The sequence below is a fragment of the Candidatus Tectomicrobia bacterium genome, assembly GCA_016192135.1.
Lineage (GTDB): Bacteria > UBA8248 > UBA8248 > UBA8248 > UBA8248 > 2-12-FULL-69-37.
This window is the reverse complement of sequence record JACPUR010000013.1, coordinates 131,276-157,248: the sequence shown is the minus strand read 5'-3', so window position 1 is coordinate 157,248 and position 25,973 is coordinate 131,276. Positions and strand designations below refer to the sequence as shown.

Genomic DNA, 25,973 nt, shown 5'->3' with positions numbered 1-25,973 from the left:
TCGGCATTTCTATTTTTGGGGAGGGAGCGTGTTGGCCAGACCTGCGAATGTCCGTGTGGGAATCGTCCTGCCGGAGTCCCACTTCGGTGAAGAAGAATGGAGGAACGCGGAGGCCGCCATCCGCTATGCCGACGAAGCGGCAGCCAAGGGGGCCCAGCTCCTGCTCTACCCGGAAGGTTACCCGGGCCCGATGACGGGGCCGCTCGACAACCCCAAGTTCCCTTTCAACCCCGTCGAGGAGCTCAAAAAAAAGGCCAAGCAGCATGCAATGTATGTCATCGCGGGCAACGTGACCGAGAGCAAAATTCCGGGCGCCCATCTGCTGACGCTCCGCCTGCTCAGCCCCGAAGGGGAGGAGATCGCCTGCTACCTGCGCCAGCAGCCCGACACTCCGCCCCTGAACGCCTACCTCTACGGCGGCAAGGGCCACCTTCTGCCCGGCAAGGGGCCCTGCTGCGTCGAGACCGACCTGGGGCGGATCGGCCTCCAGATCTGCAGCGAGCTCTGGGTGCCGGAGCTCCCGCGCCTGCTCATGCTGCGGGGAGCCGAGATCATCGTCTCGCCCGTTCACGGCCGGCACAGCCAGACCGGGTTCGGCTTCACCGACACCTGGAAATGCGTTGCCCGGGCCCGCGCGGCGGAGAACCTCTTCTACGTCCTCTCCAGCCAGAACCTCTACGTGGGGCACGGCTTTAACTACAAGACGCAGATGTCGGCGGGGGCGGTGGTGGCGGGGCCCGAGCGCATGGAGGCCTCGATGTCCGAGCCTGGCGTCCTCATCTGCGACCTCGACATGGAGCGTCTGCGCTACCTGCGCACGCGCAATTTCGACGAGGAGAACCTCTCCAAGCCCGACGACCCCAACTGGCGGCCCATCGGCTGCCGCCCCGGCCAGATCTATGAGCGCTACCCGGCCCTCTATAAGGAGCTGGCCGAGCCCAGCGAGTATGCCTACGACTACGAGTACTGGCGGGAGGGGGACCTCGACGCCTGGATTCCCGAATACGACCGCATCTATCAGGGCGACTACCAGCGTATCCTGAAAAAATACGGCGGCCCCTTCCAATTTAAGGAGCGTTGAGCGCCGGATCTCGTTTGAATAAGCCGGAACGCTTCGGCGGGGGATCCTCGGGGGTCCGGGCTCGGTTTGCGTCCAGCGGTCAGGAGAGGCGTCATGCGGCCAATCCGCAAGATCATCTTCATCGAGCCCAAGAGCGAAAGCCCGAACGTCTACAGCCGGGTGCATATTCCCCGCACGGGGGCGGTTCTCCTCGCCACGCTTCTCCAGCGGGCGGGCTACGAGGCCAAGGTCTACTGCGAGGACGTGGCCCCGGTGGACGAGCGCGATCTCGCCACGGCCGACGTGGTGGGAATTTCCAGCCTGACCAACACCTCCCCCCGCGGCTACGACTGGGCGGACCGCTGCCGGGCGGCTGGCATCCCCGTCGTGATGGGCGGCACCCACGCCAGCTTCCGGCCCGGCGAGGCGCTCGGCCACGCCGATTTCGTGGTGAAGGGGGAGGGGGAGGGGCCCCTACTCGATCTCCTCGACGCCCTCAAGGGCGGGCGCTCCCCGTTGGGCATTCCGAACCTCTCGTTCTGGACGGGGGGCCGCTCGGGGCGGGGGAGCCATGTCCACAATCCCAACCGAGCCTTCGTTGGCGACCTCGACGCTCTTCCGATTCCCGATTTCCGCCTCGTCCACGGCTGGGGGGAGGGCTGCGTCGCCTCCATCATGACGAGCCGCGGCTGCCCCTACGACTGCACCTTCTGCTCCGTCACCGCCATGCTGGGCCGAGGCTACCGCTACACGAGCGTCGGCCGCGTCATCGAGGAATTGAGCCTCTACCGGGACCGTGACTACGTCTTCTTCTGCGACGACAACTTCGCGGTGAACCGCAGGCGCACCAAGGAAATTCTCCGCCGGAAGATCGAGGAGGGCCTCGACATGCGCTGGTCGGCCCAGGTCCGCTCCGAGGTGACGGACGACCTGGATCTCCTCGATCTCATGCGCGAGAGCCTCTGCTTCAACGTCTACGTCGGCTTCGAGAGCTTCAATCCGCGCACCCTGGCCCTCTACAACAAGCGGATGGAGGTGGAGCGCATCCAGCGGAGCATGGAGGTCTTCCACCGCCACGGCATCAAGGTGCACGGCATGTTCGTTGTGGGCTCGGACGCCGACGACGCCGAGAGCGTTCGGACCACCGTGCGCCTCGCCAAGCGGTTCGACATCGACACCATCCAGTTCATGATCCTCACTCCCATCCCGGGCACGGTGCTGACCGAGGGGCTTCAGGCCGAGGCGCGGATCCGCACCGAGAATTGGGGCCTCTTCGACGGCCACTACGTCACCTTCGAGCCCCGGCTGCTCACCCCCTACGAGCTCCAGCGGGAGACCTTGCGTGCCTTCCGCAAGTTCTATTCGCTGGGCCGGGTCGCGGCCAGCGCCCTCCACGGGGACAAGTGGGTCACGCTTCTGCGGCTGGAGGGCCGGCGCTACGTCCGCGAGTGGAGCCGCCGCAACCGCGGCTTCCTCCGGCGCCTCAAGGAGGAACTCTTCCGGGAGGCCCGCTTCCTGGCCGAGGCCGGCCTCGGGCGGCGGACCCGCCGTGTCGCTCTGCCCGAGGGCTTGCTGCCCCGGGAGGCCGAGCGATTCGTCCGCGCGTTCTTCGGCCGCCTGGGGGTGAAGGTGATCTCCCTGCGTCTCGAGGCCCGCGAATCGGTGGAGGAGATGGCCGAGCGGGCGGGCGAGGCGCTGGCGAGACTCAGGCAGAGGGTGGACCTCCTGATCCTCCCCTCTCTCCGCCCCTGGAAGCTGTCGATGGCGGGTGAGTCCCTCATCGAGCTGGCCGGGGATCGGGCCATGGGCCTGTTGCGGCTGCCTCTGGATGAGGCCGGCGCGCCCGTCTACCCCGCCTTCGCCCGCGTGGGCATGGTGTTCACCCGGCGCATCGGCAAGGTGAGCCGCGCGTTCCGGGCCGCCCTTGAGGAGACGCAAAAGAAACTCGCCGCCAGCCGGTGAAGCCGGCGGGCCGCCCACAAGCCGGGGGGCCCAGGTTTCGCTCCCAGAAGCACCCCGGAGCGCCCTTGGGATGTGCCCGGGCGGGAAGGGGATTCGAAGAAGCATTGCAGCCGTGTCGACGGCCCAGGCGCCAGCCCCCCAGGAAAGGAGGCGGGCGCCTGGGTGCCTTTATTTCATTATTGCCTGCCGCCTAGCGGTCCAGCCAGACTCCGCTGTAATCAAGGATCAGCTTGCCCAGATTCTTGAAGCCCTTCACGTCCGAGCGGGCAGCCTGGATGAACGGGAAGCTGGCGAGATTGGGGTAGTAGGCCTGCTCCACCATGTAGCGCTGAATCCGATGGCTGATCTCGAGCTGCTTCCTCGGGTCGATGGTGGACCGCCAGGCATCGAGCAGCTCGTCCACCTTCGGGTCCTTAAGGTTGTAGTAGTCGATCCCCGACTTCGTATGGATGGTGTGGGACTGGGTGTTGACGCTGCGGCCCGAAAGGGTGTTCTGAAGCGTGATTTGGGTTCTGCGCTGCACCACGAAAGCGCGGTTCCAGGTGGCGTAGTCCACGATCTGGATGTCCATGTCGGCGCCGATCTTGGCGAACTGGGACTTGAGCGACTGGGCCACCTCGAGGTGGGCCGGATCGGAGTTGTTCGTGACCATGGCGAACTTCAGCGGTTTGCCCGGCCCGTAGCCCGCTTCGGCCAGGAGCTTCCTGGACCGCTCCGGGTCGTAGGGGCACTCGGCGTTCAGGTCGAGCGCGTCTTTGGCGCCTGCGGGTGTGTAGCCTACCCACGGCTTGCCGAGGCCGCGCAGGGCGGTATTGACGATCTGGGCGCGGTCCACGCCGAAGCAGGAGATGGCCTTGCGGACGCGGACGTCCTTCCAGGGGTCCATCTGAACGTTGAAGGGGAAGGCGTAGTTGGTGGTGGCGGGGCCGGAATGCACGGCCACTCCCGTCGTCTTCTTCGCCGTCTCGTAGAGCGGAAGGGGGAGATTGTTGATGATGTCGATCTGGCCGGCGGCGAGGGCATTCATCCGCTGGTTCGCGTCCGGCATGTAGTAGAACTCGAGCCGGTCGACGTGCGGGAGATCCTTGTCGAAGTAGCCCTTGTGGCGCTCCGCGAAGAAGTGCTGGTTGCGCTTCCACTCGACGAACTTGAAGGGGCCGCTCATGACCGGCTTCCGTCGGAACTGCTCGACGTCGTCGTAGGCCTTTGGGGAGACGAGGACGAAGCGGTCGAAGGCGCTGGCCATGGCGTCGAGCGTCTGGGCCTTTCCGACGTCCTTCTGATGGACCCGGAGGGTGTACTTGTCCACCACCACCACCTTTTCAATGTGGAAAAGGTAGCTGATCCAGTGGTTGCGGTACTTGTACTTCGGCTCCTTCTTCCGGCGCTCCTGGACCCACTTTGGGAAGGCCTTGCCGTTGATGATGTCGAGGTTCCACTTGACCGACTCTGCATCCAAGGGGGTGCCGTCGTGGTAGGTCCCGCCGGGGTGTAGCTTGAAGGTGATGACGCGGCCGTCCCCGGAGACCTCCCAGCTCTTCGCCGCGTCGCCCACGATGTTGAAGTTCTCATCCAGCTTCACGAGCCCGTTTCCGATCGTCTCGCGGTAGATCTTGCGGATGAAGTTGGGCCCGATCATGTCCAGGTCGGGAGCCTCGCCTTCGATGCCGATCTTGAGGGTGCCGCCCTTTTTCGCGGCATGGCCCGCCGGAGGGGTGAGCAGGATGGCCAGTGCGGCGAAAAATGCAGTCAGCAGAGGAAACATTTGGGGAGGTCCCTCCTCGAAAAAAAGAAGCGGGCTTCGTATCCAGCGCAGGCTCGTGCCCGGCCTTCTAAATAGGATAGGACTGTCTGAATTATTGGACAATCCCTCCTGCCTCGCAAGTGGTAGACGCCGCCCATTCTGCATGTAATAAATTGAATTTAAATGACTTATTTTGTAAACATATCGGCATTTTTGCTGGAGCTGAAGAGGTGAGCCTTGGCCGGTCTACCCCGCCACGAGCATCTCGTCGGTCGGGATGCGGGCCGTGAGGAGCTCCGGCTCGTCCTCGGTGATGAGCAGCATGTCCTGGATGTGCCAGAAGTCGGCGTGGGGCTCGAGGGCGACGACCATCCCCGATTCGAGGGGCGTGTGGCAGCCCGGAACCATATGCGGCTCCTGCTGATGCCACCATGCCCCGACGCTGTGGCCCACGATGTTGAGGCGCTGCTTGTAGCCCTTGTCCCGGAACCGCTCTGATGCATACGCATACAGGTCGCTCGATTTCGCTCCCGGCCGGCACCGGACGATTACCGCCCGGTAGATATCCAGGACAATCTTGTAGATGCGCTTTTGCTCGCCGGACGGCGGGCCCAGGACGGCGACGCGCGACTGATGGCCCGGGTAGCCCAGGTAGTAGGAGACGTAGTCATTGCGGATGATGTCTCCCCTCTCGAACGGGAAATCGCCCTCGCCCCCGTAGATGACGGTGTTCCGGAGGGGGTTCAGCATCCCATGGGCCCACTGGGCCCCGCGCCGGATGCAGCCCGCCACGATGCGGCTGTGGACCTCGCGCTCGGTTTCTCCCGGGCGGAGGGAGGCGAAGGCCTCGAGGTAGGCTTCGTCCAGGATGTCCGCGGCCTCCCGGATGAGGGTGACCTCGCCCGGCGTCTTGATCCACCGGACCTCGTCCATCATCGCCGTGCAGTCGGAGAGCGCGGCGCGGGGCAGGAGCTTGGGGATCTCCTCCCAGTCCGCCGCGCTGATGTAGGTCTTCTCGAAGCCTATCTTCCCGTCCGCGGCGCCCATCTCCTTGAGGATCCCGGCCGCCTTGGCGAAGGGAGACTCCGCGTAGGAGCCGTAGATCTCGATGCGGGAGAGCCAGGAGTCGCGCTCCGCGAGCGGGGCGGCGGTCGGGTTCAGCACCATCACGGGTTCCCCCCTCCGCGGCCAGACGACGAGCACCCCCCTCGGGGAGTCCGGGAAATCCAGGTGCCTCCCGAGAGTGCCGGGGTAGGATAAACCGGCGAGATAGGTGAAGTTCTTACCGGAGCGGAGGACGAGGGCGTCATAGCCGTCGCGATCCATGAGCTGGTTCAGCCGATCGACGTTGGCGATGATCGGGCGCTTTCCGTCAGACATGATGGCTCTCCTCGCACGGGATGGGTGCGGGCGGCTCGCCGCCCTCGTTTTTCACAGTATCGACTTGGGTTTGGGCCCACAAGGCGATCCGCCGAACGTTGACCCCCGCCGAAGAAGGGTGATACATTTCATGCGGTTTCCATTTCCTCCGACATCGACGATGCCTTCCTCCCCGCGCGGAGAATGCCCATGGCGATCCTTCGACGGTTGATGCCTTTTCTCATTACCGCCCTTCTCGGCGGAGCGGTGTCCCACGCGGCGGCCGGCGCATCCTCGGCCCAGGAGAAGCCGCGGTACGGCGGCACGCTCATCCAGGCCATCGCGCCCAGCCCGGATCACTTCGTCCCCATCCTCACCACCGGTGTCCACATCCACAGCGTCGGCTGCAAGGTGTACAGCGGTCTCTTGGCGTCCCGGAGGGACGGGAGCTTCGGGCCCGACCTCGCCAAGTCCTGGGAAGCCAGCCCGGACGGCCTGACCTACACCTTCCATCTCGAGCGGAACGTGCGCTTCCACGACGGCAAGCCTTTTACGTCAGCCGATGTGAAGTTCACCCTGGAGCAGGTGGTGGCGAAGTTCCATCCCCGCGCCCGGCTCGTCATGGCCAATGTGGGATCCGTCGACACGCCCGGCCCCCACACCGTCGTAATCAAGCTCAAGCGGCCCTTCGGGCCCTTCCTGACGTCGATGACCTGCCCGGAGTCCGGCATCCTCCCGAAGCATCTCTGGGAAGGGCAGGACGTGCTGAAGAGCCCCCAGAGGCTCAAGCCGGTGGGGACGGGGCCCTTCATGTTCCAGGAGTCCGTCTCGGGGAGCCACATCGCCCTGGCGCGCAACCCGAACTACTTCAAGAAGGGGAAGCCCTATCTCGACCGCGTCATCCTCAAGGTCATCCCGGATACCCCGGCCCGCGTTCTGGCGCTCGAGGCGGGGGAGGTGGACTTCATTGCGAGCTATTTTTTCCCCAAGCAGCAGTTCCAGCGCCTCTCGAAGCGGAAGGAGTTCCGGTTCCGGAAGGACACCGACACGCCGGGCAACGCGACCATCCATTTCAACTTGCAGCGAAAGCCCCTGGACGACGTGCGCGTGCGGCGCGCCCTGTACATGGCCCTGAACCGCAAGCTCATGGTCGAACGCGCCGACTTCGGCCTGGGCAACGAGGCGAGCACCCCCTTCGACTCCCGCTTCCCGTGGCTCGTCACTCCCGAGGCGGACTACCGCAAGGCCTATCCCTACGACCCGGCCAAGGCGAATCGGCTGCTCGACGAGGCGGGTCATCCGAGGAAGGGGGACGGCACCCGCTTCGCCCTGACCGTGGTCTACATGTCGAGCCACCCGCTGCTCCCGCCCACCTCGCAGATCCTGCGGAGCAACTGGGCCGACGTCGGCGTGAAAGTGAACCTGGTGGGGGTCGAGCGGGCCGTCATGCAGGACCTGGCCTTCGGCAAGCGGGACTACGACGTGACGCTCCAGACCTACACCTCGGCGGGCGACCCCGTCGGCCTCGTCCGGATCTACGCCACGAACCAGAGCCGGTCGGTCTTCGTGAATCCGACCTGGTACGGCAATCCACGGGTGGACGAGCTCTTCGGCAAGGGCGCGACCGCGGCCAGCCTGAAGAATAGGGGAGAGTTCTACCAGGAGGCGTCCAAGATTCTCATCCAGGACATCCCCTCCGCCATCCTATTCGAGCGGAGCGAGGTGGACGTGGCCGGCGCCAAGTTCAGGGGACTCTGGCGGGCCCGGACTCCCTACGAGGGATGGGAGGAAGCGTGGATGACGGGGGGGCGGGAGAAGCCCTAGGGCGCGGCCTCCGGAATCGAGGAGCGGCGCCCCGATATGGATAGAGCCTCGGCCACGCTTCCCCAGTTCATCCTCCGGCGTGCGCTCCACGCCGTCCCCTTGCTGTTCGCGGTCGTGGTGGTGAACTTCACCATCATCCACCTCGCCCCCGGCGACCCGATCAACGTCCTGGTGGGGGACTTTCCCGCCCCGCCGGAGTACGTCGCCCGCCTCAAGGTCGACTTCGGGCTCGACCGCCCCCTCTGGGAACAGCTCTTCATCTATATGGGCCGCCTCTTCCGGGGCGACCTCGGCTTCTCGTTCGCCAACCGCCAGCCGGTGCTGGGGCTGATTTTGGAGCGCCTGCCCGCCACCCTCCTCCTGTCGGGCACGGCGCTCGTCCTCGCGGCCATCCTGGGGGTCGCCCTGGGAGTCCTCGCCTCGCGGCGGCCGTATTCCTGGCTCGACAACCTCACCAGTGTGATTTCGCTGGCCGGTTTCTCCATGCCGGTCTTCTGGCTGGGGCAGCTCCTCATCCTCGGCTTCGCCCTGGAGCTGCGCTGGCTCCCGGCCCAGGGAATGGTCTCCCTGCGGGCGGAACCGGGCGGATGGGGCCGGGCGCTGAGCGTCGCGGTCCACCTGATTCTCCCGGCCCTCGCCCTCGGCGCGCGGTTCCTGGCCCTGAACAGCCGCATCGCGCGGGCCAGCATGCTCGAGGTCCTCCGGCGCGAGTACATCGTCACCGCCCGCGCCAAGGGCGTCTCGGAGAGGCGGATCGTCTACCTCCACGCCCTCCGGAACAGCCTGATCCCCATCGTCACCGCCATCGGCTTCAACTTCGGTTTCCTGCTGGCGGGTTCAGCGCTGGTCGAGACTGTCTTCGCGTGGCCGGGCATCGGGCGGCTCCTCTACGACTCGATCACCTCGCGGGACTATCCCGTGATCATGGGCATCTTCCTGGTCGTTTGCGCGGGCATCGTCGTCGTCAATCTATTGACCGACATCGCCTACGCTTATCTGGATCCTCGCGTGAGGCTCTGAGGGAGAAGGCCGTGCAGGGCTTCGTCCGGAGGTTCCTCCGCAACCGCGCCGCGGCCGCGGGGGGCCTATGGGTGCTGGGGCTGATTTTGATCGGGCTCCTCGCTCCCTGGCTGGCCGTGGGAGACCCCCTGCGGGTGGGAGGGGACGCCTTCGCCCCGCCCGGGCGGGACTACTGGTTCGGGACGGACAACCAGGGGCGCGACATCTGGAGTGGAATCCTGCATGGGACGCGCGTCTCCCTGACGGTCGGTTTCCTGGCCGCGGTCACTTCGAGTTCCATCGGCATCACCGTAGGCGCGGCGGCGGGCTTCTACGGCGGGCGGGCGGACGCCTTCCTGATGCGCATGACCGAACTGTTCCAGATCATGCCCCGCTTCTTCCTCGCCCTCATCATCATCTCCCTCTTCGGCGCGGGCCTGGGGAAAGTCATCTTCGTCATCGGGGTGCTGAGCTGGCCCCCGACGGCCCGGCTCATCCGGGCGGAGTTCCTCTCCCTCAAGCAGCGTGAGTTCATCGAGGCGGCGCGGGCCACCGGCATGGGGGACTTGGGATTGTGCTTCCAGCAGATCCTCCCCAACGCCCTGGCCCCCGCCGTGGTGGCCGGATCGCTCGACGTCGCCCAGGCCATCCTCCTCGAGGCGTCCTTGAGCTTCTTCGGCCTCGGGGATCCGAACCTCATCAGCTGGGGCTCCATGCTGTACGGGGCGCAGGGTTATCTTCATCAGGGATGGTGGCTGTCCGTCTTTCCCGGCACGGCCATCTTCCTGACCGTCCTCGCTTTCAACCTGATGGGGGACGGAATCAATGAGGCGCTGAACCCTCGTCTGCGGGAGCGCGCGGGATAGGGAGGGACTTGTGTCCACCTCGATTGATCAGATCCTGACGGAAATCGCCGGCCGGATCCGGACGGGCCCTGGCCTGTGGCGCGCCTTCCATGAGATTTGCGATTTGGGCCCCCGCTTCTGCGGCACGCCCTCCGAGGCCGCGGCGGCGGATTTCCTGGAGCGGCGCCTCCGGGAGGCGAGCCTCGAGGATGTCCGGTATTGGGAATTCGGCTATACCGGCTGGCAGTGCCTCCGGTGCGAGCTCTCGCATCCGGCGGCTCCGCCGGGACGGGCCTTCCGGCCCCTGCCGCTGGTCCACAGCGCCCCCACCCCACCCGGCGGGGTGGAGCTCGAGATCGTGGACCTGGGACGGGGGGACGACGAGGGCTACCGCCGCGCGGGGGGCTCGGTGCGCGGGCGGGCCGTGCTGGCGGACGCCGAGTACTCTTTTTCGGTGACCTCCCTTCACCGCAGGCGCAAGTTCCTCCCCGCCGTGGAGCGAGGGGCGGCGGCCTTCATCCTCGTCAATTCGCGCCCGGGTTGCTTCCCGGTGACGGGCTCCACCACCCCCGCGGGCTCGCCCATCCCGGCGATTGGCGTGTCGCGGGAGGACGGCATGCTCCTGCGCCGCCTCGGAGGCAAGGTTCATCTTGACGTCCAAGTGGAGACGTCCCCCGCCCGGGCGGCCAACCTCGTCGCCTCGCTCCCGGGCCGGGGCGGGGGACGGAAGGTCATCCTCAGCGCCCACTACGACGGCCACAACTGCGGGGAGTCGGCCCTCGACAACGCGACGGGCTGCGCCGCCGCGCTCGAGCTCGCCCGGCTCCTCGTCCCCCATCGGGGCCGCTTCGCCAACGATCTGGAGGTTCACTTCTACACCGTGGAGGAATGGGGGCTCCAGGGCTCGCGGGCGTACGTGGGCGGCCTTCGGGAGGAGGAGATTGCCCGCATCGCGCTCAACCTCAACCTGGACGTGGTGGCGGGGAGCTCGAAGCTCACCTTCCTGTGCAACGGCTTCTCCGACCTGGCCGACTGGGCGCGCGAGGCGCTGCGGGACGAGCCGGCGCGATGCGAGGTGAGCGATTGGGTGGCGAACAACTCCGACCATGCGAACTACGTGGCGAGGGGCGTCCCCGCCGTGCGCCTCCTAGCGGGGTTGAACGAGAAGGACTCGAACTGCGGCTTCCACCTCTCCCCGGCGGATACGGCCGACAAGGTGGGCCGGGAGGATTTGACGGCGGCGACGGGCGCCGCGGCGCGGGTGCTGCTCAAGGCCCTGGCGAGCGAGGCTCCCCTGGCCCGCGCCCGCACCCGGGAAGAGGCCGGGCGCCTGATGGCGCACTACGGGTTCGTGCCCCCGCCGGCGGATTAGGCGTCCAGGGCTTCGCGTCTTGCCGTTCCCGCGCGCCGCGGATAGAATCGGCATGAACTTCGAGCGGAGGTGATCATGTACGGATGGCGCGGGCGCATCGGCCTCTTGGTGCCCTCGGGGAACAACACCAACGAGCCCGATTTCTTCCGGATGGCCCCCAGCGGCGTCGCGGTCCACGCGAGCCGCGTCTATTGGGGAGAGAAGCTCGAATCCTCGGTGGAGGTGCTCCACGAAGCGCTGAAGCACCTGGAGGCGGCCGTCGTGCCCCTCGCCCACGCGCGGGTGGGCGTCATGGTCTACGGGTGCACGAGCGGGAGCTTCGTCGAGGGGGTGGGGCACGACGTGGAGATCATCCGCCGCATCGAGAAGCTGGCGGGGGTCCCCGCGCTGACCACCACGACCGCCTGCCTCGAAGCGATGCAGGTGCTGGGATTCGAGCGGATGGCGGTGGCCACCCCCTACCCGGACGTGGTGAACGAGCGCCTGCGCGCCTTCTTCGAGGGGAACGGCATCGAGGTCGTCTCGCTGGAGACCTTCGACCAGCCGAGCGTGTGGGCCCACGCCGACAACTCGCCGGAGTCCATCTACCGGCTGGCCCGCAAGGCCTATACCGGGAAGGCGAACGGGCTGTTCATCTCCTGCACCCAGATGCGCGCCATCGACGTGGCCGGCCAGCTCGAGCGCGACCTGGGGGTCCCGGTCGTGACCGCGAACCAGGCTTCCTTCTGGGCGGCCCTGCGGCGCATCGGCCTGAGGGACCGCGTCCAGGGCTTCGGCCGGCTGTTCGAGGTCGAGGAGCTGCCGGACGGCTCGGCGGCGCGGTGGCGCAAGAACGCGAAAGCCCCCGCGGGGGCCTGAGCGCCCTCATGTCCTTGTTCATCCTCCGCTGCATCGATTGCACCCAAGAATTCCCCGCGGACACGCCTCGCTGGCGGTGCGAGTGCGGCGCGCCCCTCGACGTGGACGTGAAGGGGATCTTCCCCCGCGAAGGGCTGAGCCGCCGGAGGGCCGGCCTCTGGCGGTACCGCGAAGCGCTCCCCATCGAGGATGACCGGAGCATCGTCAGCCTGGATGAGGGGATGACGCCCCTGGTGGCCCTCCCCTTCGCCGGGCGCGAGGTGCTCTGCAAGCTCGACTTTCTTTTTCCAACCGGCTCTTTTAAGGACCGTGGGGCGACGCTGCTGATCAGCAAGGTGCGCGAGTGGGGCGTCCGGGAGGTCCTGGGGGATTCCTCGGGCAACGCGGCCGCCGCCATCGCCGCCTACACGGGACGCGCGGGGATCGCCTGCGACATGTACGTCCCCGAGGATACCTCCCCCGCCAAGTGCGCCCAGATCGCGGCCTACGGGGCTAGGCTGGTCAAGATTCCCGGCCCCCGCCAAGCGACCACGGACGCGGCCATGCGGGCCGCGGAGTCCCGCTTCTACGCCAGCCATTTCTGGAACTGCTGGTTCAACCACGGGACCAAGACCTGGGCCTTCGAGGTGTGGGAGCAGCTCGGGGGGCGGGCGCCGGACACCGTGGTCGTCCCCGCCGGGCACGGCTCCATGCTCATCGGCGCGCACAAGGGCTTCGGTGAGCTCTTCGCCGCCGGCTACATCGACCGGATGCCCCGCATCTATGCGGCCCAGGCCGCGCGGTGCGCCCCCCTGCGCGAGATATGGCGCGGGGACCTGAAGGCCATCCCGGCGATCGAGGCCCGGCCCACCCTGGCGGAGGGGATCAGCATCACCAGGCCCGTCCGCTGGAGGCAGATGGCGGCGGCGGTGCGCGAGACGGGGGGCGAGGTGCTGGTGGTGGAGGACGAGGCGCTCCCGCCCGTCCTCCGGCACTTCGCCCGCCGAGGCGTGCTGATGGAGCCGACGAGCGCGGTGCCCTTCGCCGGGCTCGAGATCCTGGTGAAAGAGAAGAAGATCGGCGCCGGAGAGACGGTGGCCATCCCCGTCACCGGACACGGCCTCAAGGCGGCGGACAAGCTGGAGAAGCTGGTGGTGAAGGAAGGCTAGATTGCTCATCCCCGCGTGGGTGCGGCCAGCGCCTCCGCCAGCACTTTCACGGGAAACCGCAGGGAATCATCCTCTAGGACCAGCGTAATAATCCGCTCCGCCGCCTCGCCCGCCACGGGTTCCGCCAGGGACCGAAATTTCTCCTGCACTTCCTCCGCCGACGCGGGGTTGCCGGAATTTCCACGGGCGACCTCGACGAATTTCTCGAGCGTCTCCCCCCCCGCCGTCCTCACCCGGATTCGCGCCGACACTTCCGAGAGGGCCGGGTCGCTCCGCACACTCATCCTCTCCATCAGCGCCATGACCGCCGGCGACAGAAGCGACTCGTCCTCGAAGTCGCCGGGCCCGCCCGTTCCGCCTCCCAGGCCCACCGCCGCGCAGTAGGCGAGGCTGAACTTGGACTCGGAGCCGGTGCGGGGGCGGGGAATACCCGCCACCTCCATCTGCCGGGGGTTCGCCCGGAGTTCGGCTTCCGAGATGAGATTCTTGTCCAGGCGGTGTTCTCGCCGGATGGCCCGCCCGGCCTCGAGCGCCGCCTGTGCCAGGGAGCAGCACGCGAAGAGCTTGATGGCGATGTTCGAAACTTCCCAGCCATGGGCTCCGCCGAAGGGAAGCCTGGCTGGGTCGTAGCCCTCACTGAAGGCCGTGGCGAAGTCCGAGCCGGCCGCCAGGATGTCGGCGGGGCCGGTGAATCCGCCCTGGGCGAGGAGAGCGGCCATGAGGCCGTTCATCGCGGCCTTTCCTGCGTTGAGCGGCTTGGCCATCGTGCCCGTGACCGCCTTCATGAAGCCAGCCGCCTGGGTCGCGGCGAGCCCCAGCGCCTGGGCGGCCTTTTCGGGCGGCAGGCCCAGGACGCGCGCGGCGCCGGCCGCGGCCCCCAGGGTCCCCACCGTGCCGGTCGGATGCCAGCCCCCGGCGACGTGGGAGCGCCCGAGCGCCAGCCCCGCGCGGATGGCGGTTTCCGCCCCTGCCACATATCCCGTCAGCAGGTCCCCGATTGTCCCCCGGGCCAGCTCCGCCGCCGCGAAGGCCGCGGGCAGCACGGCCGCGGTCGCATGGACGGGGACGCCTTGGTGGGTGTCGTCGAAATCGAGGGCATGTGCCGAGACCGCGTTGAGAAGGGAGGCTTGCAGGCTGCCAGTCCTGAGCGGACATCCCCAGACGGAGGCGGCGGGGCTCCCGCCCTCCCGCTCCGCGAGCGCCCGGACCAAGCGAGCGGCCGGCTCGCGGCTGCCTCGGAGGGCGCACCCCAAGGCGTCCAGGACGCACAGCCGGGCATGGGTGAGGACGGGGCGCGGCACGCCTTCCAGCCGGAGGGAGGCCACCCGTTCGGCCAGCTGGAGGGTGAAAGGGCTCACGTCGGCCTCGGCGGGGAAAGTTTCGGCGCAAGGTTCCAACACGTCTCTAGCGTAGTCTATGATAGGACCCGGCTGTCGGCAAGAAAATCGGTTTTTTTCGGCGTTTCGGGCGGAGGTGTCACCTTGGCCATCGAGAGGGGAATCCTGGCGCGCACCGCGGAGCGGATCGATCAGCTAGTCACCTCCGATCTTCCGGACAAGCGGCGCGTGCCTCTGCTGTACCGCGCCGCCCGCGACCTCTACGGAGGCTCGCCGACCTTGCTGGCGGCCGAGCGGCTGGCCCGGGCCTTCGGCGAGCCGGGCCGGGTGGCGGTGGTGTGCTCGGGCTGGCCGAACCGGCCCATGGTCGACTCCGGCATCGCCGAGACGGACGGCCCCCCGGGCGCCGCCGTCATCGCCCGAGCCTTGCACGAGGGCTTCCGGGCGGTGCCGCTCCTGCTTTTCGAGGAGCCGCTCCTGCCCTCGATGCGGATTGTGGTGGAGGCCTCGGGCCTCAGGGCCCTGGACGGGGCCGCCGCTCAGAGAGGCATAAGATCCCTCGGGTCGGTCCACGTCGCGGGGGTCATGGGTTTTCCTTCCGGGATGGAAGCGGCGAAGGCCCGGGCGGCTGAGCTCCTGGACGAGTACCGGCCGGCCGCCGTCGTGGTAATCGAGAAGGGGGGGATGAACGATAAAGGGGTGATCCACAGCCTTCGCGGCGAGGACATCACCGCGCCCATGGCGAAGGCGGACTTCCTGATCGAGGAAGCCAAACGGCGGGGGGTTCTCACCGTCGCCATCGGGGATGCGGGGAACGAGTCGGGCCTGGGCGCTTTCGCGGAAGTGATCCGGGAGAACCTCCCCTTCGGGAAGCAGTGCCGCTGCCCCTGCGGGGGCGGGACGGCGCCTCGCACGGCGGCGGAGGTGGCCCTGATTGCGGACGTCTCCAATTGGGGCGCCGCCGCCCTGGCCGGATGCCTCGCGATGCTGACGGGCAACGGCGCCCTCTTGCATACCTCTGCGCGGGAACGCCGTCTCCTGGAGGCGGCGGCCTCGGCCGGACTGGTGGACGGTATCGAGGGCTGGGTGGGGACGAGCGTGGATGGCCTCCCGATGGAGACGAGCCTGGCAGTGGTCGATTTGATTTCGGCGGCCGTCCAGCAGGGGTTTAATGCGGCCGACCCGAAACGGACGGCACCCCACCTCGCCTGACGCATCCGCTTAGGCTTCGGCGATCCAGTTCATGGAACTTCCGTTCTCCCCCCGTGCCTCCAAGTGGCGGGGGAGGAGGGAGCATGGGTCCTTTATTCTTGCGAATCCGAAAAAAGGCGGGCGGCGCCTAATCTCGGGAGCTCCGATTCCGGCGTCCCATGGTTTGTGCTATGGTGGGCCCATCCAAAATGAAATCGGGCGAGGCCGGTCGACCGGAGGGGACGGCATGGATCTGGGCTTGAGGGGCAAGCGCGCCCTTGTCACGGGGAGCAGCGAGGGCATCGGGCGCGCCTGCGCGCTGGGGCTGGCGGCGGAGGGCGCCCAGGTGGCCATCTGCGCCCGGCGTCCTGGACCGCTCCGGCAGGCGGCCGAGAAAATCCAAAAAGAAACGGGAGCGCAGGTCTTCAGTTTCGGCGCGGACATGAGCCGGAGCGAGGATTGCGAACGCGTCGTGAAGCAGGCGGCCGAGGCCATGGGCGGCCTCGACATCTTGGTGAACAACGTGGGGCAAATCAAGCTGGCCGGGATCGCCGAGATATCGGACGCGGACTGGCAAAAGGAGATCGACCGCAACGTGATGAGCGCCATCCGCGGCTCGCGGGCCGCCTGGCCCTACCTCACCCGGAACGGCGGGGGGCGCGTCATCAACATCACCGGCCTGGCCGGAAAGCAGGTCCACCTACCGGGCGACATGGCCACCTCCTTGACGAAGGCGGCCCTGAACAGCTTCACCAAGACGCTCGCGCACGAGGGAGGGAAGCACGGCGTCCTCGTGAACAACGTATGCCCCGGACCGATCTTCACCGAGGGGATGCCGGAGCGCATCGGCTGGATCGCGGAGCGTCTCGGCATCTCCGTCGAGGAGGCGAAGCGCAACCGGGAGCGCGTTTCGGTGCTGGGCCGCCTGGGCACCCCGGAGGAAGTGGCCAATGTGGTGGTCTTCCTCGCCTCCGGGCGCGCCAGCTTCGTCACCGGCGTCACGGTGGAAGTGGACGGCGGCGCGTCGCACTACATCTGACCGAAAAGAGAGTCACCCGAGAAGAAGGAGAATGTTCATGAGGCACCGAATCGCCGTCCTCCTCGCTGTTATTTGGGCCGCGGCGGCGCTCCCGGCTTTTTCGCCGAGCGCGTGCGCGGCCGAGCAGTACGATCCCAAGCTGGTCGCCGCGGCGAAGAAGGAGGGGAAGGTCGTCTACTACACCTCGATGTCACGCGAGGTGTCTCTCAAGATCACCAAGAATTTCACGCAAAAGTTCGGCATCCCGGTCACGCTCGTCCGGAAGGGGACGAACCAGATCATTCAGATGGTCGAGGCGGAGAAGCAGGCGGGCATCCAGCGGTCGGACGCTATCTCGTTCTCCGACCCGGCCATCCTCTTCAAGTGGCGCGACGAGGGCCGGTTCGCGGACTTCAACGTGCCGTGGGAGGACAAGTTCGACAAGCGCTTCCGGGATCCCAAGGGCGTGCTCTTGCCGCTGTTCCCTCTCATGATCGTGTTCGGCTTCAACAAGGCGGTGGTGCCGTCCGACCAGGGCCCCAAATCGTGGCAGGACCTCACGGATCCCAAGTGGAAGGGCATGCTCGGCCACTCCGACCCCGCCTATTCGGGCTCGACTGGCATGACGATCATGGTCCTCAAGGACAAGTTCGGTTGGGACTACTATAAGAAGCTCGCCGCCAACAAGCCCCTTATGACCCAGAGCATTGGGGCCACGCCCAAGATGATGTCCACCAAGGAGGCTCCAGTCGCGGCCCTCGCCTTGTCCTTCTACCTGCATGCGCAGGTGAACCAGGGCCAGCCCTTCGAGATCGTTTTCCCGAAGGAGGGGCCCATCCTCTACGTCCATTACGCCGGGCTGACGAAGGGAGCCCCCAACCCCAACGCGGGCAAGCTTTTCTTGAGCTACTACACCTCCGTGGAGAACCAGGAGTTCCTGACCCAGATTCCCGAGGCCTTCTATTCGGCCCGGACGGACGTTAAGTCTCCGAAGGGCAACCCCGCCCTGACCGATCTGAATTTCATGCCCATCGATTTCGGGAAATGGGAGAAAGAGAAGAAGAGCATCACCGAGAATTTCAAGAAGATCATGACCCAGTAGCGGCGGCGGGCCCGGGATGTCCGGCGAAGGCATGGCTGCACGGCATTCATGGCTTGGGGCCCTTCGCGGGGAGAAGGGGCGGCTTGCACTCTTTCTCGCCGCGGCGGCTGTGCTCGCCGCGCTCGTCGTGTACCCCTTGGGCATCCTCTTCGCCCGGAGCTTCCAGTCGCCGGGCGGAAGTTTCACTCTCGCCAACCATATCCAGGTGTTCACCGACCGGGAGATCCTGAGCTCCCTGGTGAACTCGGTCTGGGTGGGAGCCGGCTGCGTCGGCATCTCCCTGGTGATGGGGGTGCCGCTGGCCTGGGGCGTGGCGCGGACGAACATGCCCTTCCGTCGATTCGTTCCACTCATGGTGGTGGTTTCCTTCACCACCCCCTCCTTCCTGAGCGCGGTGGCCTGGATCATCCTTCTCGGGCCCCGCGCGGGGTACATCAATGTATTTCTCCGGGACCTCCTCGGGCTCGAGTCGAGCCCCATGAACATCTTTTCCATCCAAGGGCTCGTTTTCGTGCTCTCGGCCCACCTCTATCCCTTCGTCTACTTCAGCACGGTGACGGCCCTCGAGAACATGGATCCGGCGCTGGAGGAGGCCTCGGACATGCTAGGGGCCTCCAAGCTGCGCACCGTCCTCTCCACCACGCTGCCCCTGGTGCTGCCGGGGATACTCGCCGGGTGCATTCTCATCTTCCTGGATTCCATCGCGATCTTCGGAGCGCCGGCCATGATCGGGATGCCCTTCCACTTCTATACGATGGCCACCCGCATCTACACCCTCTTCTCCGCCCCGCCCAAGTTCGAGCTCGCCGCCGCCGTCGCGGTGCCCATGATCCTGGTGACCATCGCCGTTCTGGGCCTCCAGCGCCGCATGCTTCGGCGCCGGCAGTTCGTGACCATCGCCGGGGCGGCCTCCCATCCGAACCGGCTGGATCTGGGGAGGTGGCGCTACCTCCTGGGGGGCTACGCTCTGCTCGTGCTCGGCGTGACCATCGTCCTTCCCTTCGTCACCCTGCTCGCCATCTCGCTCGTCAAGGTATTCGGCATGCCCCTGACGGCCGCGAACCTGAGCCTCCAGAACTTCTGGTTCGTCCTGTTCGACTCCGATCTCACCCGGGCGGGGCTTAAGAACAGCTTCTTCCTCGCCGCCGCTGCCGCCATGCTCTCGGCCGTGGTGGCGCTCGTCCTGGCCTGGATCGTGGCGAGGACGGACCTTCCCGGGCGGGAATTCCTGACCCTCCTGGTGCTCCTCTCGTTCAGCTTCCCGGGGATCGCCCTCGCGGCCGGGCTCATCTTCGCGTTTGGCGGTGCCCCGGCGCATCTCTACGGGACCGTCTGGATTCTCCTCATCGCCTACACGGTGAAGGGGACGCCCCTCGTCTTCATGCTGGCGCGCGGGGCCTTCCGTCAGATCGGGAAGGATCTCTCCGAAGCGGCCATGACGGTCGGCGCCTCCTCCGTCCGGGCGCTGTTCGACGTGGACCTCCCCCTCCTCCGCGCTGGCCTGGTGGCGGGGGCAATCACCGTCTTCGTGATCATGGTTCGCGAGCTCAGCTCTTCGATCTTGCTCTACTCGGGGGGGAACGAGGTGATCGCGGTGTCCATCTACGAGCTCTCGGAGGAGAACCTCTTCCCCCCCATGGCCGCCCTCTCGACCCTCGTAATCGCGGGTGGCTTAGCGCTCACCACCGCCTCCCAGCGGATGCTTTCGCGGGCCGGTCTGAGGAGCCGCTAGAATGGCCGGGAAACTCATCCTCGATGAGGTGAGGAAATCTTATGGCGACTTCGCCGCGGTGCGGGGGGTGTCCTTCGCGGTGGCGGGAGGAGAGTGTGTGGTCCTGCTCGGCCCGAGCGGCTGCGGCAAGACCACTACGCTGCGGATGGTGGCGGGCTTCCTGCGGCCGGACGGCGGGCGCATCCTCATCGATGGGAAGCCGGTCGCCAGCACGGTGAGCTCGTTGCCGCCCCACCAGCGGGGCGTCGCCCTGGTGTTCCAGAGCTACGCCGTCTGGCCCCACCGGACGGTGTTCGAGAACGTGGCCTACGGCCTGAAGCTCCGCCGCGTTCCCAAGCGGGAGATCGAAACCCGAGTGAACGAGATGCTCGCGGTGGTGCAGCTCTCGGGCCTGGGGAGCCGCTACCCCGGGGAGCTGAGCGGCGGCCAGCAGCAGCGGGTCTCGCTGGCGCGCTCGCTGGTCATCTCCCCCTCTATCCTCCTGCTGGACGAGCCCCTCAGCAACCTCGACGCCACCCTCCGCGAGGAGATGCGTTTCGAGCTGAAGGCAATCCAGCGCCGGCTGGGCATCACCATGCTCTACGTCACCCATGACCAGAGCGAGGCCATGGTCATCGCGGACCGCATCGTGGTGATGAACCACGGCCTCATCGAGCAGATCGGCCCCCCTGATGACATCTACATCCGCTCCGCGACCCCCTTCGTCGCAGGCTTCGTGGGGCTGACCAATTTCCTGCGCGGACGCCTGGCCGGGCCCTGCACGGGCGCGGGCGCCGCCGTGGAGGTGGAAGGAATGGGGCGGGTCGAGGTCGCGCCCGCGGGCGGCGCCTCGGGGCGCCCTGCCGCCGGGGCGGAGGTCACCCTCAACATCCGGCCCGAGGACATCCAGCTCCTGCATGGGAGGGAGGGCGAGGCGCCCAACACGCTGCCTGGGGTGGTGAGGGACCGGTCGTTCCTCGGTTCCTTCCTCGACTACCGCATCCAGGTGGGCGGTACGATGCTCCGGGCGCAGGCGCCGAAGGACGCTCCCTACGAGATCGGGGCGGCCGTCTTCGTGCGGCTCGACCCGGACAAAATCAGATACTTCGCGGCCGGAAACGGGCAAGGCGGGGAAGCGGCTCCTCTTAATCCTCCTCGAGCCTGACGTAAGGCAGCGGGGCCCCCTCCATTATCACCCGGGCCTCGTGCTGGACCCCGCAGCCCGGGCACACTTCGCGCCGCAGCGAGAAAAGCCGCCGCCCGTAGAGCGCCTGGTACATCTCCCCCCGCACCGGGCCCGCCTCTTCGGTCGGTCCGGAAATCACCCGCGCCGCCTTGAGGGGCTCGGCCGCCGTCCCGAGCGCCTCCCCGCAGCGCCCGCAGAGCGTCCGGCCCCCGGCCAGCCAGAGCGCCTCGCCGATGCGGCGCGCCCCGACGGGAGGCTCGAAGCCCATCGGGCGCGGAGCGCGGCCGCCCAGCCGAAGGCGCCGCAGCTCCTCCCGCTGGGCCCGCGTGCCGGCCTTGTCCACCCTCCCGTCCGGGGTGAGGACGATGCCGTAGACGTCCCGGGCGCAGGCGGGGGAGACGGCCCCGCCCTCCAGGTCGCGGCGCACCGCCTCCGGGGAGCGTTCGATGGGGTCGCCGTAGCCCGCCGCGCCTTGCCAGTTGTGGTACCAGACCTCGTTGCGCCCGAAGGCGCGCCGGGGGTGCTTGACCGGGAGAGCCTTCCGGCGGCCCGGGATGTCCTCCAGGCGCGAGGGCGGCATCTCCCCCCGCTCCAGGGCGTCGTGCACCCCGCTTTCGGAAATTCCGATGAGACGGATGGCCGCGCCGGGGAGGCCCCCCGAGAGGCCAATGGCGTTGGGCATCTCGCCCCCCGTCCCCGCGAAGCTTCCCTCGAGCCGGCCCTCGGGCGCCCGCCAGGCCACGTAGGCGAGCTCGGCCGACATGCCGCCCCGGAACTTGCCCGGCCCGCCCGAATCCGAGAGGTGGCGGCGGAAGAGGTAGAGCAGGGGAAAATCGTTCTCGATCTCCTCCACGTTCGAGACGTTGGGGGTGGTGTTGAAGACAATCCCGCCGGTGTCCACCCCGTCCCTGCCGGTGCGCGCCCCGCCGCCTCCGGCGAAGTGGCTCATCTCGGTGTAGACGAAGGGATGGCCGTGCTGGGAGGTGCCGGCCACGATGGGGCCCATCGAGGAGCCCGTCCACATCGCCATGGCCTCCCCGCGCAGCTCTTCACTGGCAAGGAGCATCCGCCCGATGGCGCCGAAGACCGTATCGATGGTGACGATGACCGCCGAGATGGTGGCCATCGAGCAGGGCGCGGGATAGGCGCAGTTGTTCACCGTCCCGCTCTCCGTGACGATCTCGATGCAGTTGTGGATCCCCTTGTTCCAGGGGAGGTCGTAAGCGAGCTGGATGTAGGTGCCGCACAGCACCCCGGCCAGGAGCCCCGAATAGGCGCTGTTGATGAGCCCCCGGGCGTTCCGGCTGGTGCCGGTGTAGTCGAAGATGAGCCGGTCCCCTTTCTTGGTCAGCTTGAGCTCGATGCGGTAGATATCGGGCGCGTGGCCGTCGTGATCGATGAACTGGACTTCCTTCCACTCCCCGTCAGGCAGGCTCCTGAGCCGCTCGCGGAAGCGCCGCTCCACGTAGTCGATGCTGCCGCGCATCACCTCCCCGACCGCCTCCCCGTAGCGCCGCGCCAGCGCCTTGAGCCCCCGCTCCCCCACCGCGATGGCCGCGAGCTGGGCCTTCACGTCGAGACCCACCAGGGGGTCGCGCACCTGGTTGATTACCCAGCGGAAGATGTCCTCGCGAAGCCTCCCCCGCTCGACGATCTTGACGGGCGGGATGCGGAGGCCCTCCTGGTGCGTGTCCACCGCGTGGATGGCGAAGCCTCCCGCCTCCATGCCGCCGATGTCGAGCTGGTGGCCGCTCACGCCCAGCCAGGCGATTAACTTCCCCTCGGCGAAGACCGGGGCCACCACCGCCACGTCAGCATGGTGGATCGCCCCGCAGTAGGGGTCGTTGCAGATGAAGACGTCGCCCTCGCCGATGCCCGGGTTCTCCGCGCACATCCGCTGGACGCTCTGCACGATGAGGGGGAGGACGTTCGACTGGGTGGCGATATAAGGGCCGATGGCCACCAGGCTCGTGTCGGGGAGCATGACCGCCGTCGCGCCGTCGTTCCCGGTCACCACCGTCTGGCTGCCCGAGCAGCGCAGGTAGTGAATGCCCATCTCGTCGGCGAGCTGAAGGATGCGGTGCCAGATGACCTCGAACTGGACGGGGTTCATCGCGCCTCCAGCCGGATGTGAGTGTGCCCCGCCGAGTCCACGACCGCGCGGGCGCCGAGGGGAAGGGCAATGGCCGTTCCCGGATGCTCGATCACGGCGGGGCCATCTATGATGGCCCCCTCCGGCAAGCGGGGGCCATCATAGATGGCCGTCTCGACAAAGCCCCCGCCCCAGTGGACCGGGCGCCTTCCGGCCGGGACGGCGGCCTTCTTCGGGGCGGGCGGGGAGGCCGGGGCGGCGGGCATGGCGGGTCCCAGCGCGTTGATCCAGAAGCGGGCGATCTCCACCCCCGCCTCGGTGTAGGCGGAGCCCTCTCCGTAGCGGGAGGCGTACTCGGCGGCGAAATCCGCCCGCGCCCTGGCCAGGGATTCCTCGGTCACGGGGCCGGGCGGGAAGGGCACCGCCAGGCTGTGCACTTGGCGCCGCCACCGCATCGCCGCCCACCGCTCAAAGCGCCCGCTCCCCTCGCCCACCCCAGCGCGGGCGAGGCGGCGCGACCCCTCGGCCTCGAGGTCGGCGAAGACCTCCGCGGCGGCCCCGGCCCCGCCCGGAAGGCGCACCGTGAGGGACCGCTCCACCGTGTAGCGCATCCCGCCCGCCGCCGCGCCATAGGCGCTCAGCACTGTGGCCTGGTAGGGCACGATGATCTCGAAGATGCCCGCCTCGGCTGCGTAGGCGTGGGCGTGTACAGGGCCCGCCCCGCCATAAGCGATCAGGGCGAAATCCCCCGGATCGCGGCCGCGTTCGAGCGTCTCCCGGCGGATGAGATCGGCCATTTGGGCGTCGATGATCGCGCGTACCCCCGCCGCCGCCTGAATGGAGTCTCCGTCGAAGAAGCGGGGGGCCACACCCCGGGCGAAAGCCGCGCGCGCGGCCTCGGGGTCGAGCTTGATTCGGCCGCCCAGGAAATTCCGCGGATTGAGCGTCCCGAGCAGGAGATCGGCGTCCGTCACGGTGGGCTCCAAGCCTCCCGTCCCGTAGCAGGCGGGACCCGGCACCGCCCCCGCCGAGCGCGGACCCACGCGCAGGCGTCCCTCGTCCTCCCAGGCGATGGAGCCCCCGCCCGCCCCGATCGACACCAGATCCACCATCGGGACGTGCACGTGGTACTGGGTGAGCACAGTCTCGGCTGCGAGCTCCCAGCGGCCCTCCTGGATGAGGGCGACCTTGAAAGTGGTGCCGCCCACATCGGTGGCGATGAGGTTGGGGCGGCCCAGCTCCTCCGCCAAGCGCGCCGCCCCTACCACCCCCGCGGCGGGTCCGCTCTCGATGGTGCGGACGGGGATTACCTCCCCCGCCGGAGTGAGGCCTCCGTTCGATTGGACGACGAGGGGAAGCTGCCGGAGGCCCTCCTCTCTCAGACGTCCGGTGAGGCGTTCGAGATAGCCTTCCATGGCCCCGCCCACGTAGGCGTTGAGCACCGCCGTGGCCGTGCGCTCGTATTCCCCCAGCCGGCCCGACACTTCAGAGGAGAGGCTCACCCGCAAGCCCGGGAACTCCCGTTCCGCTAGAGCCGCCACTCGGCGCTCGTGCGCGGGATTGCGGAAGGACCACAGGAGGCCCACGGCGAGCGCCTCGACGCCCTCCCGCTCGACGAGGTCCCGGATCCGCTCGCGCGCCTCGGCCTCGTCCAGGGGCACGAGCGCCGCCCCCGTGGAATCCACCCGCTCGGCCAGCTCGCGGATGCGCTTGCGCGGGACGAGGGGCTCGGGCTTGTCCGTGGCGCGGTAGTGCCGCCGCTCGGCGAGGGAAAGCCCCGCCACCCGCCCGATGCCGCGCATGATGAGGAGCTGGTCCGCGAATCCCCGCGTGGCGAGGAGACCCACGGGCGGCCCCGAGCGGGTCCAGAGCACGTTCGAGGTGATGGTGGTGCCGTGGGCGAGGAGCCGGGCCTCGCTCAACAAGGCGCCCAGGGAGAGGCCCATCTGGCGGGCCGCATCCTCGAGCGCGTCTATCACGCCCACGAGGAAATCTTCCGGCGTGGTTGGTGCCTTCCCGAGTATGGTTCGCTCGCCCTCCCGGACCACGGCCACATCGGTGAAGGTGCCGCCGATGTCCACCCCGACGTTGAACATGCGGGTTCTCCTGTGGAACGCGGATGATGACGCCAGCATAACGCGATCGGCGGGCGATGTCTCGGCTACCGGAGGGCCTGGAGCGAGTGATATTTCGCGAGTTTGAGGGTAATATCCGCCCCCGCACGCTTGGGATCGCGTCTGGGGAGAGGAAGGCCCGATCTGTGCGAGGCGGCCTCTTTTTCCCGCGGGCGGTGAAGCGCCGCCATGGAGTGGAGCCGGAGCGCAATTCCGGCCGGGAGGATGCTCGGTTGAGAACGGTGCGCGCCAATGGAATGGACATCGCCTTCGAGGAGCAGGGGAGCGGGCCGCCCCTGCTCCTGCTGCACGGCTTCGCCCGCGATCACACGGTCTGGCGGCCCCCGGCGGAGAGTCTGAAGGAGAGATACCGGCTGCTCATCCCCGATCTGAGGGGGATGGGCGGGTCGAGGCATCCCGATCCCGGCTCCCCCATCACAATGGCGCAGCTGGCGGATGACGCCGCCGCTCTCCTCGATGCACTGGGCGTCCGGGCGGCGGCCGCGGCCGGCTTCTCGATGGGCGGATACGTACTCCTTCAACTGCTGCGCCGGCATCCTGGTAAGGTGAGCGCCGCCGGCTTCGTCGGGACGCGGGCCTCGGCCGACAGCCCGGAGAAGCAAGCCGAGCGGCTGGAGCAGAACCGCCTGGTCCTCAAGGAGGGGACCTCGCCCATGGCACGGGATTACGTCAAGCGGCTGTTCTCTCCCGGCTTCGCGGCGGCGAACCCTCGCATCGTCGAAGAAACGTTCCAGAACTTCGCCTCCCAGGACCCGGCCAGCGTCGCCCTGCTCAACGACGCCATGCGGCGGCGCGAGGACATGACGCCTTGGCTGGGCGAAATCGAGTGCCCCTGCACGGTCATCGGGGGGACGGAGGACAAGCTGGTCGCCCCCGACGCGATGGCCGCCCTGCACGGGAAGTTGCGGAATTCGGCGCTGGAGATGATCCAGGGGGCCGGGCACATGCTGCCAGTGGAGACACCCGACCGGGTCGTTGCCGCTCTGGAGGAGCTGGCGGACCGGGCCGGAGACGCCCCGAAATGACGGCG

Annotated in this window: 19 protein-coding genes; 14 read left to right on the top strand and 5 right to left on the bottom strand. The window is 67.8% G+C overall.

Features of this window, described 5'->3' with window-relative positions; translation table 11 throughout:
- Window positions 1–31: 31 nt before the first annotated feature.
- Both HYZ11_04850 and HYZ11_04845 read left to right on the top strand, forming a co-directional pair.
- Window positions 32–1,081 carry a carbon-nitrogen hydrolase family protein gene (locus HYZ11_04850; GenBank protein ID MBI3126914.1) on the top strand — a complete coding sequence of 350 codons (1,050 nt, stop codon included), beginning with the start codon at window positions 32–34 and terminating at the stop codon, window positions 1,079–1,081.
- Window positions 1,082–1,174: 93 nt separating this feature from the next.
- On the top strand, window positions 1,175–3,022 hold the full coding sequence (locus tag HYZ11_04845; protein MBI3126913.1) for a radical SAM protein: 1,848 nt from the start codon (window positions 1,175–1,177) through the stop codon (window positions 3,020–3,022).
- A gap of 190 nt (window positions 3,023–3,212) precedes the next feature.
- On the opposite strand, the gene HYZ11_04840 is transcribed toward HYZ11_04845, so the two are convergent.
- Both HYZ11_04840 and HYZ11_04835 read right to left on the bottom strand, forming a co-directional pair.
- Window positions 3,213–4,787 (bottom strand): ABC transporter substrate-binding protein, encoded by a 1,575-nt coding sequence (locus HYZ11_04840; protein MBI3126912.1) that lies wholly within the window; start codon window positions 4,785–4,787, stop codon window positions 3,213–3,215.
- A 225-nt stretch (window positions 4,788–5,012) separates the two neighbouring features.
- Complete coding sequence (locus HYZ11_04835) at window positions 5,013–6,146, bottom strand: aminopeptidase P family protein (GenBank protein MBI3126911.1); 1,134 nt, start codon at window positions 6,144–6,146, stop codon at window positions 5,013–5,015.
- Between the two features lie 189 nt (window positions 6,147–6,335).
- Between HYZ11_04835 and HYZ11_04830 the strand changes: the two genes are divergently transcribed.
- The 6 genes from HYZ11_04830 to HYZ11_04805 all read left to right on the top strand — a co-directional run bounded on the left by HYZ11_04830 (window position 6,336) and on the right by HYZ11_04805 (window position 13,171).
- On the top strand, window positions 6,336–7,949 hold the full coding sequence (locus tag HYZ11_04830) for a hypothetical protein (protein MBI3126910.1): 1,614 nt from the start codon (window positions 6,336–6,338) through the stop codon (window positions 7,947–7,949).
- Window positions 7,950–7,985: 36 nt separating this feature from the next.
- Window positions 7,986–8,969, top strand: a complete 984-nt coding sequence (locus tag HYZ11_04825) for an ABC transporter permease (protein MBI3126909.1) — start codon at window positions 7,986–7,988, stop codon at window positions 8,967–8,969.
- Between the two features lie 11 nt (window positions 8,970–8,980).
- The gene (locus HYZ11_04820; protein ID MBI3126908.1) at window positions 8,981–9,814 is read left to right on the top strand and encodes an ABC transporter permease; all 834 of its coding nucleotides are present in this window, start codon (window positions 8,981–8,983) and stop codon (window positions 9,812–9,814) included.
- A gap of 10 nt (window positions 9,815–9,824) precedes the next feature.
- Window positions 9,825–11,165 carry a M28 family peptidase gene (locus HYZ11_04815; GenBank protein MBI3126907.1) on the top strand — a complete coding sequence of 447 codons (1,341 nt, stop codon included), beginning with the start codon at window positions 9,825–9,827 and terminating at the stop codon, window positions 11,163–11,165.
- 75 nt (window positions 11,166–11,240) lie between these two features.
- Window positions 11,241–12,023, top strand: a complete 783-nt coding sequence (locus HYZ11_04810) for a maleate cis-trans isomerase (protein ID MBI3126906.1) — start codon at window positions 11,241–11,243, stop codon at window positions 12,021–12,023.
- A gap of 8 nt (window positions 12,024–12,031) precedes the next feature.
- On the top strand, window positions 12,032–13,171 hold the full coding sequence (locus tag HYZ11_04805; GenBank protein ID MBI3126905.1) for a threonine synthase: 1,140 nt from the start codon (window positions 12,032–12,034) through the stop codon (window positions 13,169–13,171).
- Between the two features lie 5 nt (window positions 13,172–13,176).
- Here HYZ11_04805 and HYZ11_04800 read toward each other — a convergent pair whose 3' ends face one another.
- Window positions 13,177–14,529: an MmgE/PrpD family protein gene (locus HYZ11_04800; GenBank protein ID MBI3126904.1), complete on the bottom strand. Its 1,353-nt coding sequence runs from the start codon at window positions 14,527–14,529 to the stop codon at window positions 13,177–13,179.
- A 123-nt stretch (window positions 14,530–14,652) separates the two neighbouring features.
- On the opposite strand from HYZ11_04800, the gene HYZ11_04795 reads away from it, so the two are divergent.
- The 5 genes from HYZ11_04795 (at window position 14,653) to HYZ11_04775 (ending at window position 20,695) form a co-directional block, all read left to right on the top strand.
- The gene (locus HYZ11_04795; GenBank protein ID MBI3126903.1) at window positions 14,653–15,720 is read left to right on the top strand and encodes a DUF4392 domain-containing protein; all 1,068 of its coding nucleotides are present in this window, start codon (window positions 14,653–14,655) and stop codon (window positions 15,718–15,720) included.
- A 226-nt stretch (window positions 15,721–15,946) separates the two neighbouring features.
- Entirely contained in the window at window positions 15,947–16,738 is a 792-nt protein-coding gene (locus HYZ11_04790; protein MBI3126902.1) for an SDR family oxidoreductase, read from the top strand.
- Window positions 16,739–16,775: 37 nt separating this feature from the next.
- Window positions 16,776–17,819, top strand: coding sequence for an extracellular solute-binding protein (locus HYZ11_04785; protein ID MBI3126901.1), 1,044 nt, complete (start codon window positions 16,776–16,778; stop codon window positions 17,817–17,819).
- A gap of 31 nt (window positions 17,820–17,850) precedes the next feature.
- On the top strand, window positions 17,851–19,551 hold the full coding sequence (locus tag HYZ11_04780; GenBank protein ID MBI3126900.1) for an iron ABC transporter permease: 1,701 nt from the start codon (window positions 17,851–17,853) through the stop codon (window positions 19,549–19,551).
- Window position 19,552: 1 nt separating this feature from the next.
- A complete protein-coding gene (locus tag HYZ11_04775; GenBank protein MBI3126899.1) occupies window positions 19,553–20,695 on the top strand; it encodes an ABC transporter ATP-binding protein in 1,143 nt (380 codons plus the stop codon).
- Here HYZ11_04775 and HYZ11_04770 read toward each other — a convergent pair.
- Window positions 20,676–22,829 (bottom strand): hydantoinase B/oxoprolinase family protein, encoded by a 2,154-nt coding sequence (locus HYZ11_04770; protein MBI3126898.1) that lies wholly within the window; start codon window positions 22,827–22,829, stop codon window positions 20,676–20,678. The two genes, HYZ11_04775 and HYZ11_04770, sit on opposite strands and share 20 nt — an antisense overlap.
- Window positions 22,826–24,904 (bottom strand): hydantoinase/oxoprolinase family protein, encoded by a 2,079-nt coding sequence (locus HYZ11_04765; protein MBI3126897.1) that lies wholly within the window; start codon window positions 24,902–24,904, stop codon window positions 22,826–22,828. Before HYZ11_04765 ends, HYZ11_04770 begins: the two co-directional genes overlap by 4 nt.
- Before the next feature lie 251 nt (window positions 24,905–25,155).
- Between HYZ11_04765 and HYZ11_04760 the strand changes: the two genes are divergently transcribed.
- Window positions 25,156–25,968, top strand: coding sequence for an alpha/beta hydrolase (locus tag HYZ11_04760; protein ID MBI3126896.1), 813 nt, complete (start codon window positions 25,156–25,158; stop codon window positions 25,966–25,968).
- Window positions 25,969–25,973: the final 5 nt, after the last annotated feature.

Excerpts from the sequence above, each read along its gene's own strand:
- HYZ11_04770 (MBI3126898.1), bottom strand. The coding sequence starts at position 22,829 with ATGAACCCCGTCCAGTTCGAGGTCATCTGGCACCGCATCCTTCAGCTC.
- HYZ11_04835 (MBI3126911.1), bottom strand. The coding sequence starts at position 6,146 with ATGTCTGACGGAAAGCGCCCGATCATCGCCAACGTCGATCGGCTGAAC.
- HYZ11_04790 (MBI3126902.1), top strand. The coding sequence starts at position 15,947 with ATGGATCTGGGCTTGAGGGGCAAGCGCGCCCTTGTCACGGGGAGCAGC.
- HYZ11_04845 (MBI3126913.1), top strand. The coding sequence starts at position 1,175 with ATGCGGCCAATCCGCAAGATCATCTTCATCGAGCCCAAGAGCGAAAGC.
- HYZ11_04775 (MBI3126899.1), top strand. The coding sequence starts at position 19,553 with ATGGCCGGGAAACTCATCCTCGATGAGGTGAGGAAATCTTATGGCGAC.
- HYZ11_04805 (MBI3126905.1), top strand. The coding sequence starts at position 12,032 with ATGTCCTTGTTCATCCTCCGCTGCATCGATTGCACCCAAGAATTCCCC.
- HYZ11_04830 (MBI3126910.1), top strand. The coding sequence starts at position 6,336 with ATGGCGATCCTTCGACGGTTGATGCCTTTTCTCATTACCGCCCTTCTC.
- HYZ11_04825 (MBI3126909.1), top strand. The coding sequence starts at position 7,986 with ATGGATAGAGCCTCGGCCACGCTTCCCCAGTTCATCCTCCGGCGTGCG.
- HYZ11_04785 (MBI3126901.1), top strand. The coding sequence starts at position 16,776 with ATGAGGCACCGAATCGCCGTCCTCCTCGCTGTTATTTGGGCCGCGGCG.
- HYZ11_04765 (MBI3126897.1), bottom strand. The coding sequence starts at position 24,904 with ATGTTCAACGTCGGGGTGGACATCGGCGGCACCTTCACCGATGTGGCC.
- HYZ11_04840 (MBI3126912.1), bottom strand. The coding sequence starts at position 4,787 with ATGTTTCCTCTGCTGACTGCATTTTTCGCCGCACTGGCCATCCTGCTC.
- HYZ11_04810 (MBI3126906.1), top strand. The coding sequence starts at position 11,241 with ATGTACGGATGGCGCGGGCGCATCGGCCTCTTGGTGCCCTCGGGGAAC.
- HYZ11_04780 (MBI3126900.1), top strand. The coding sequence starts at position 17,851 with ATGGCTGCACGGCATTCATGGCTTGGGGCCCTTCGCGGGGAGAAGGGG.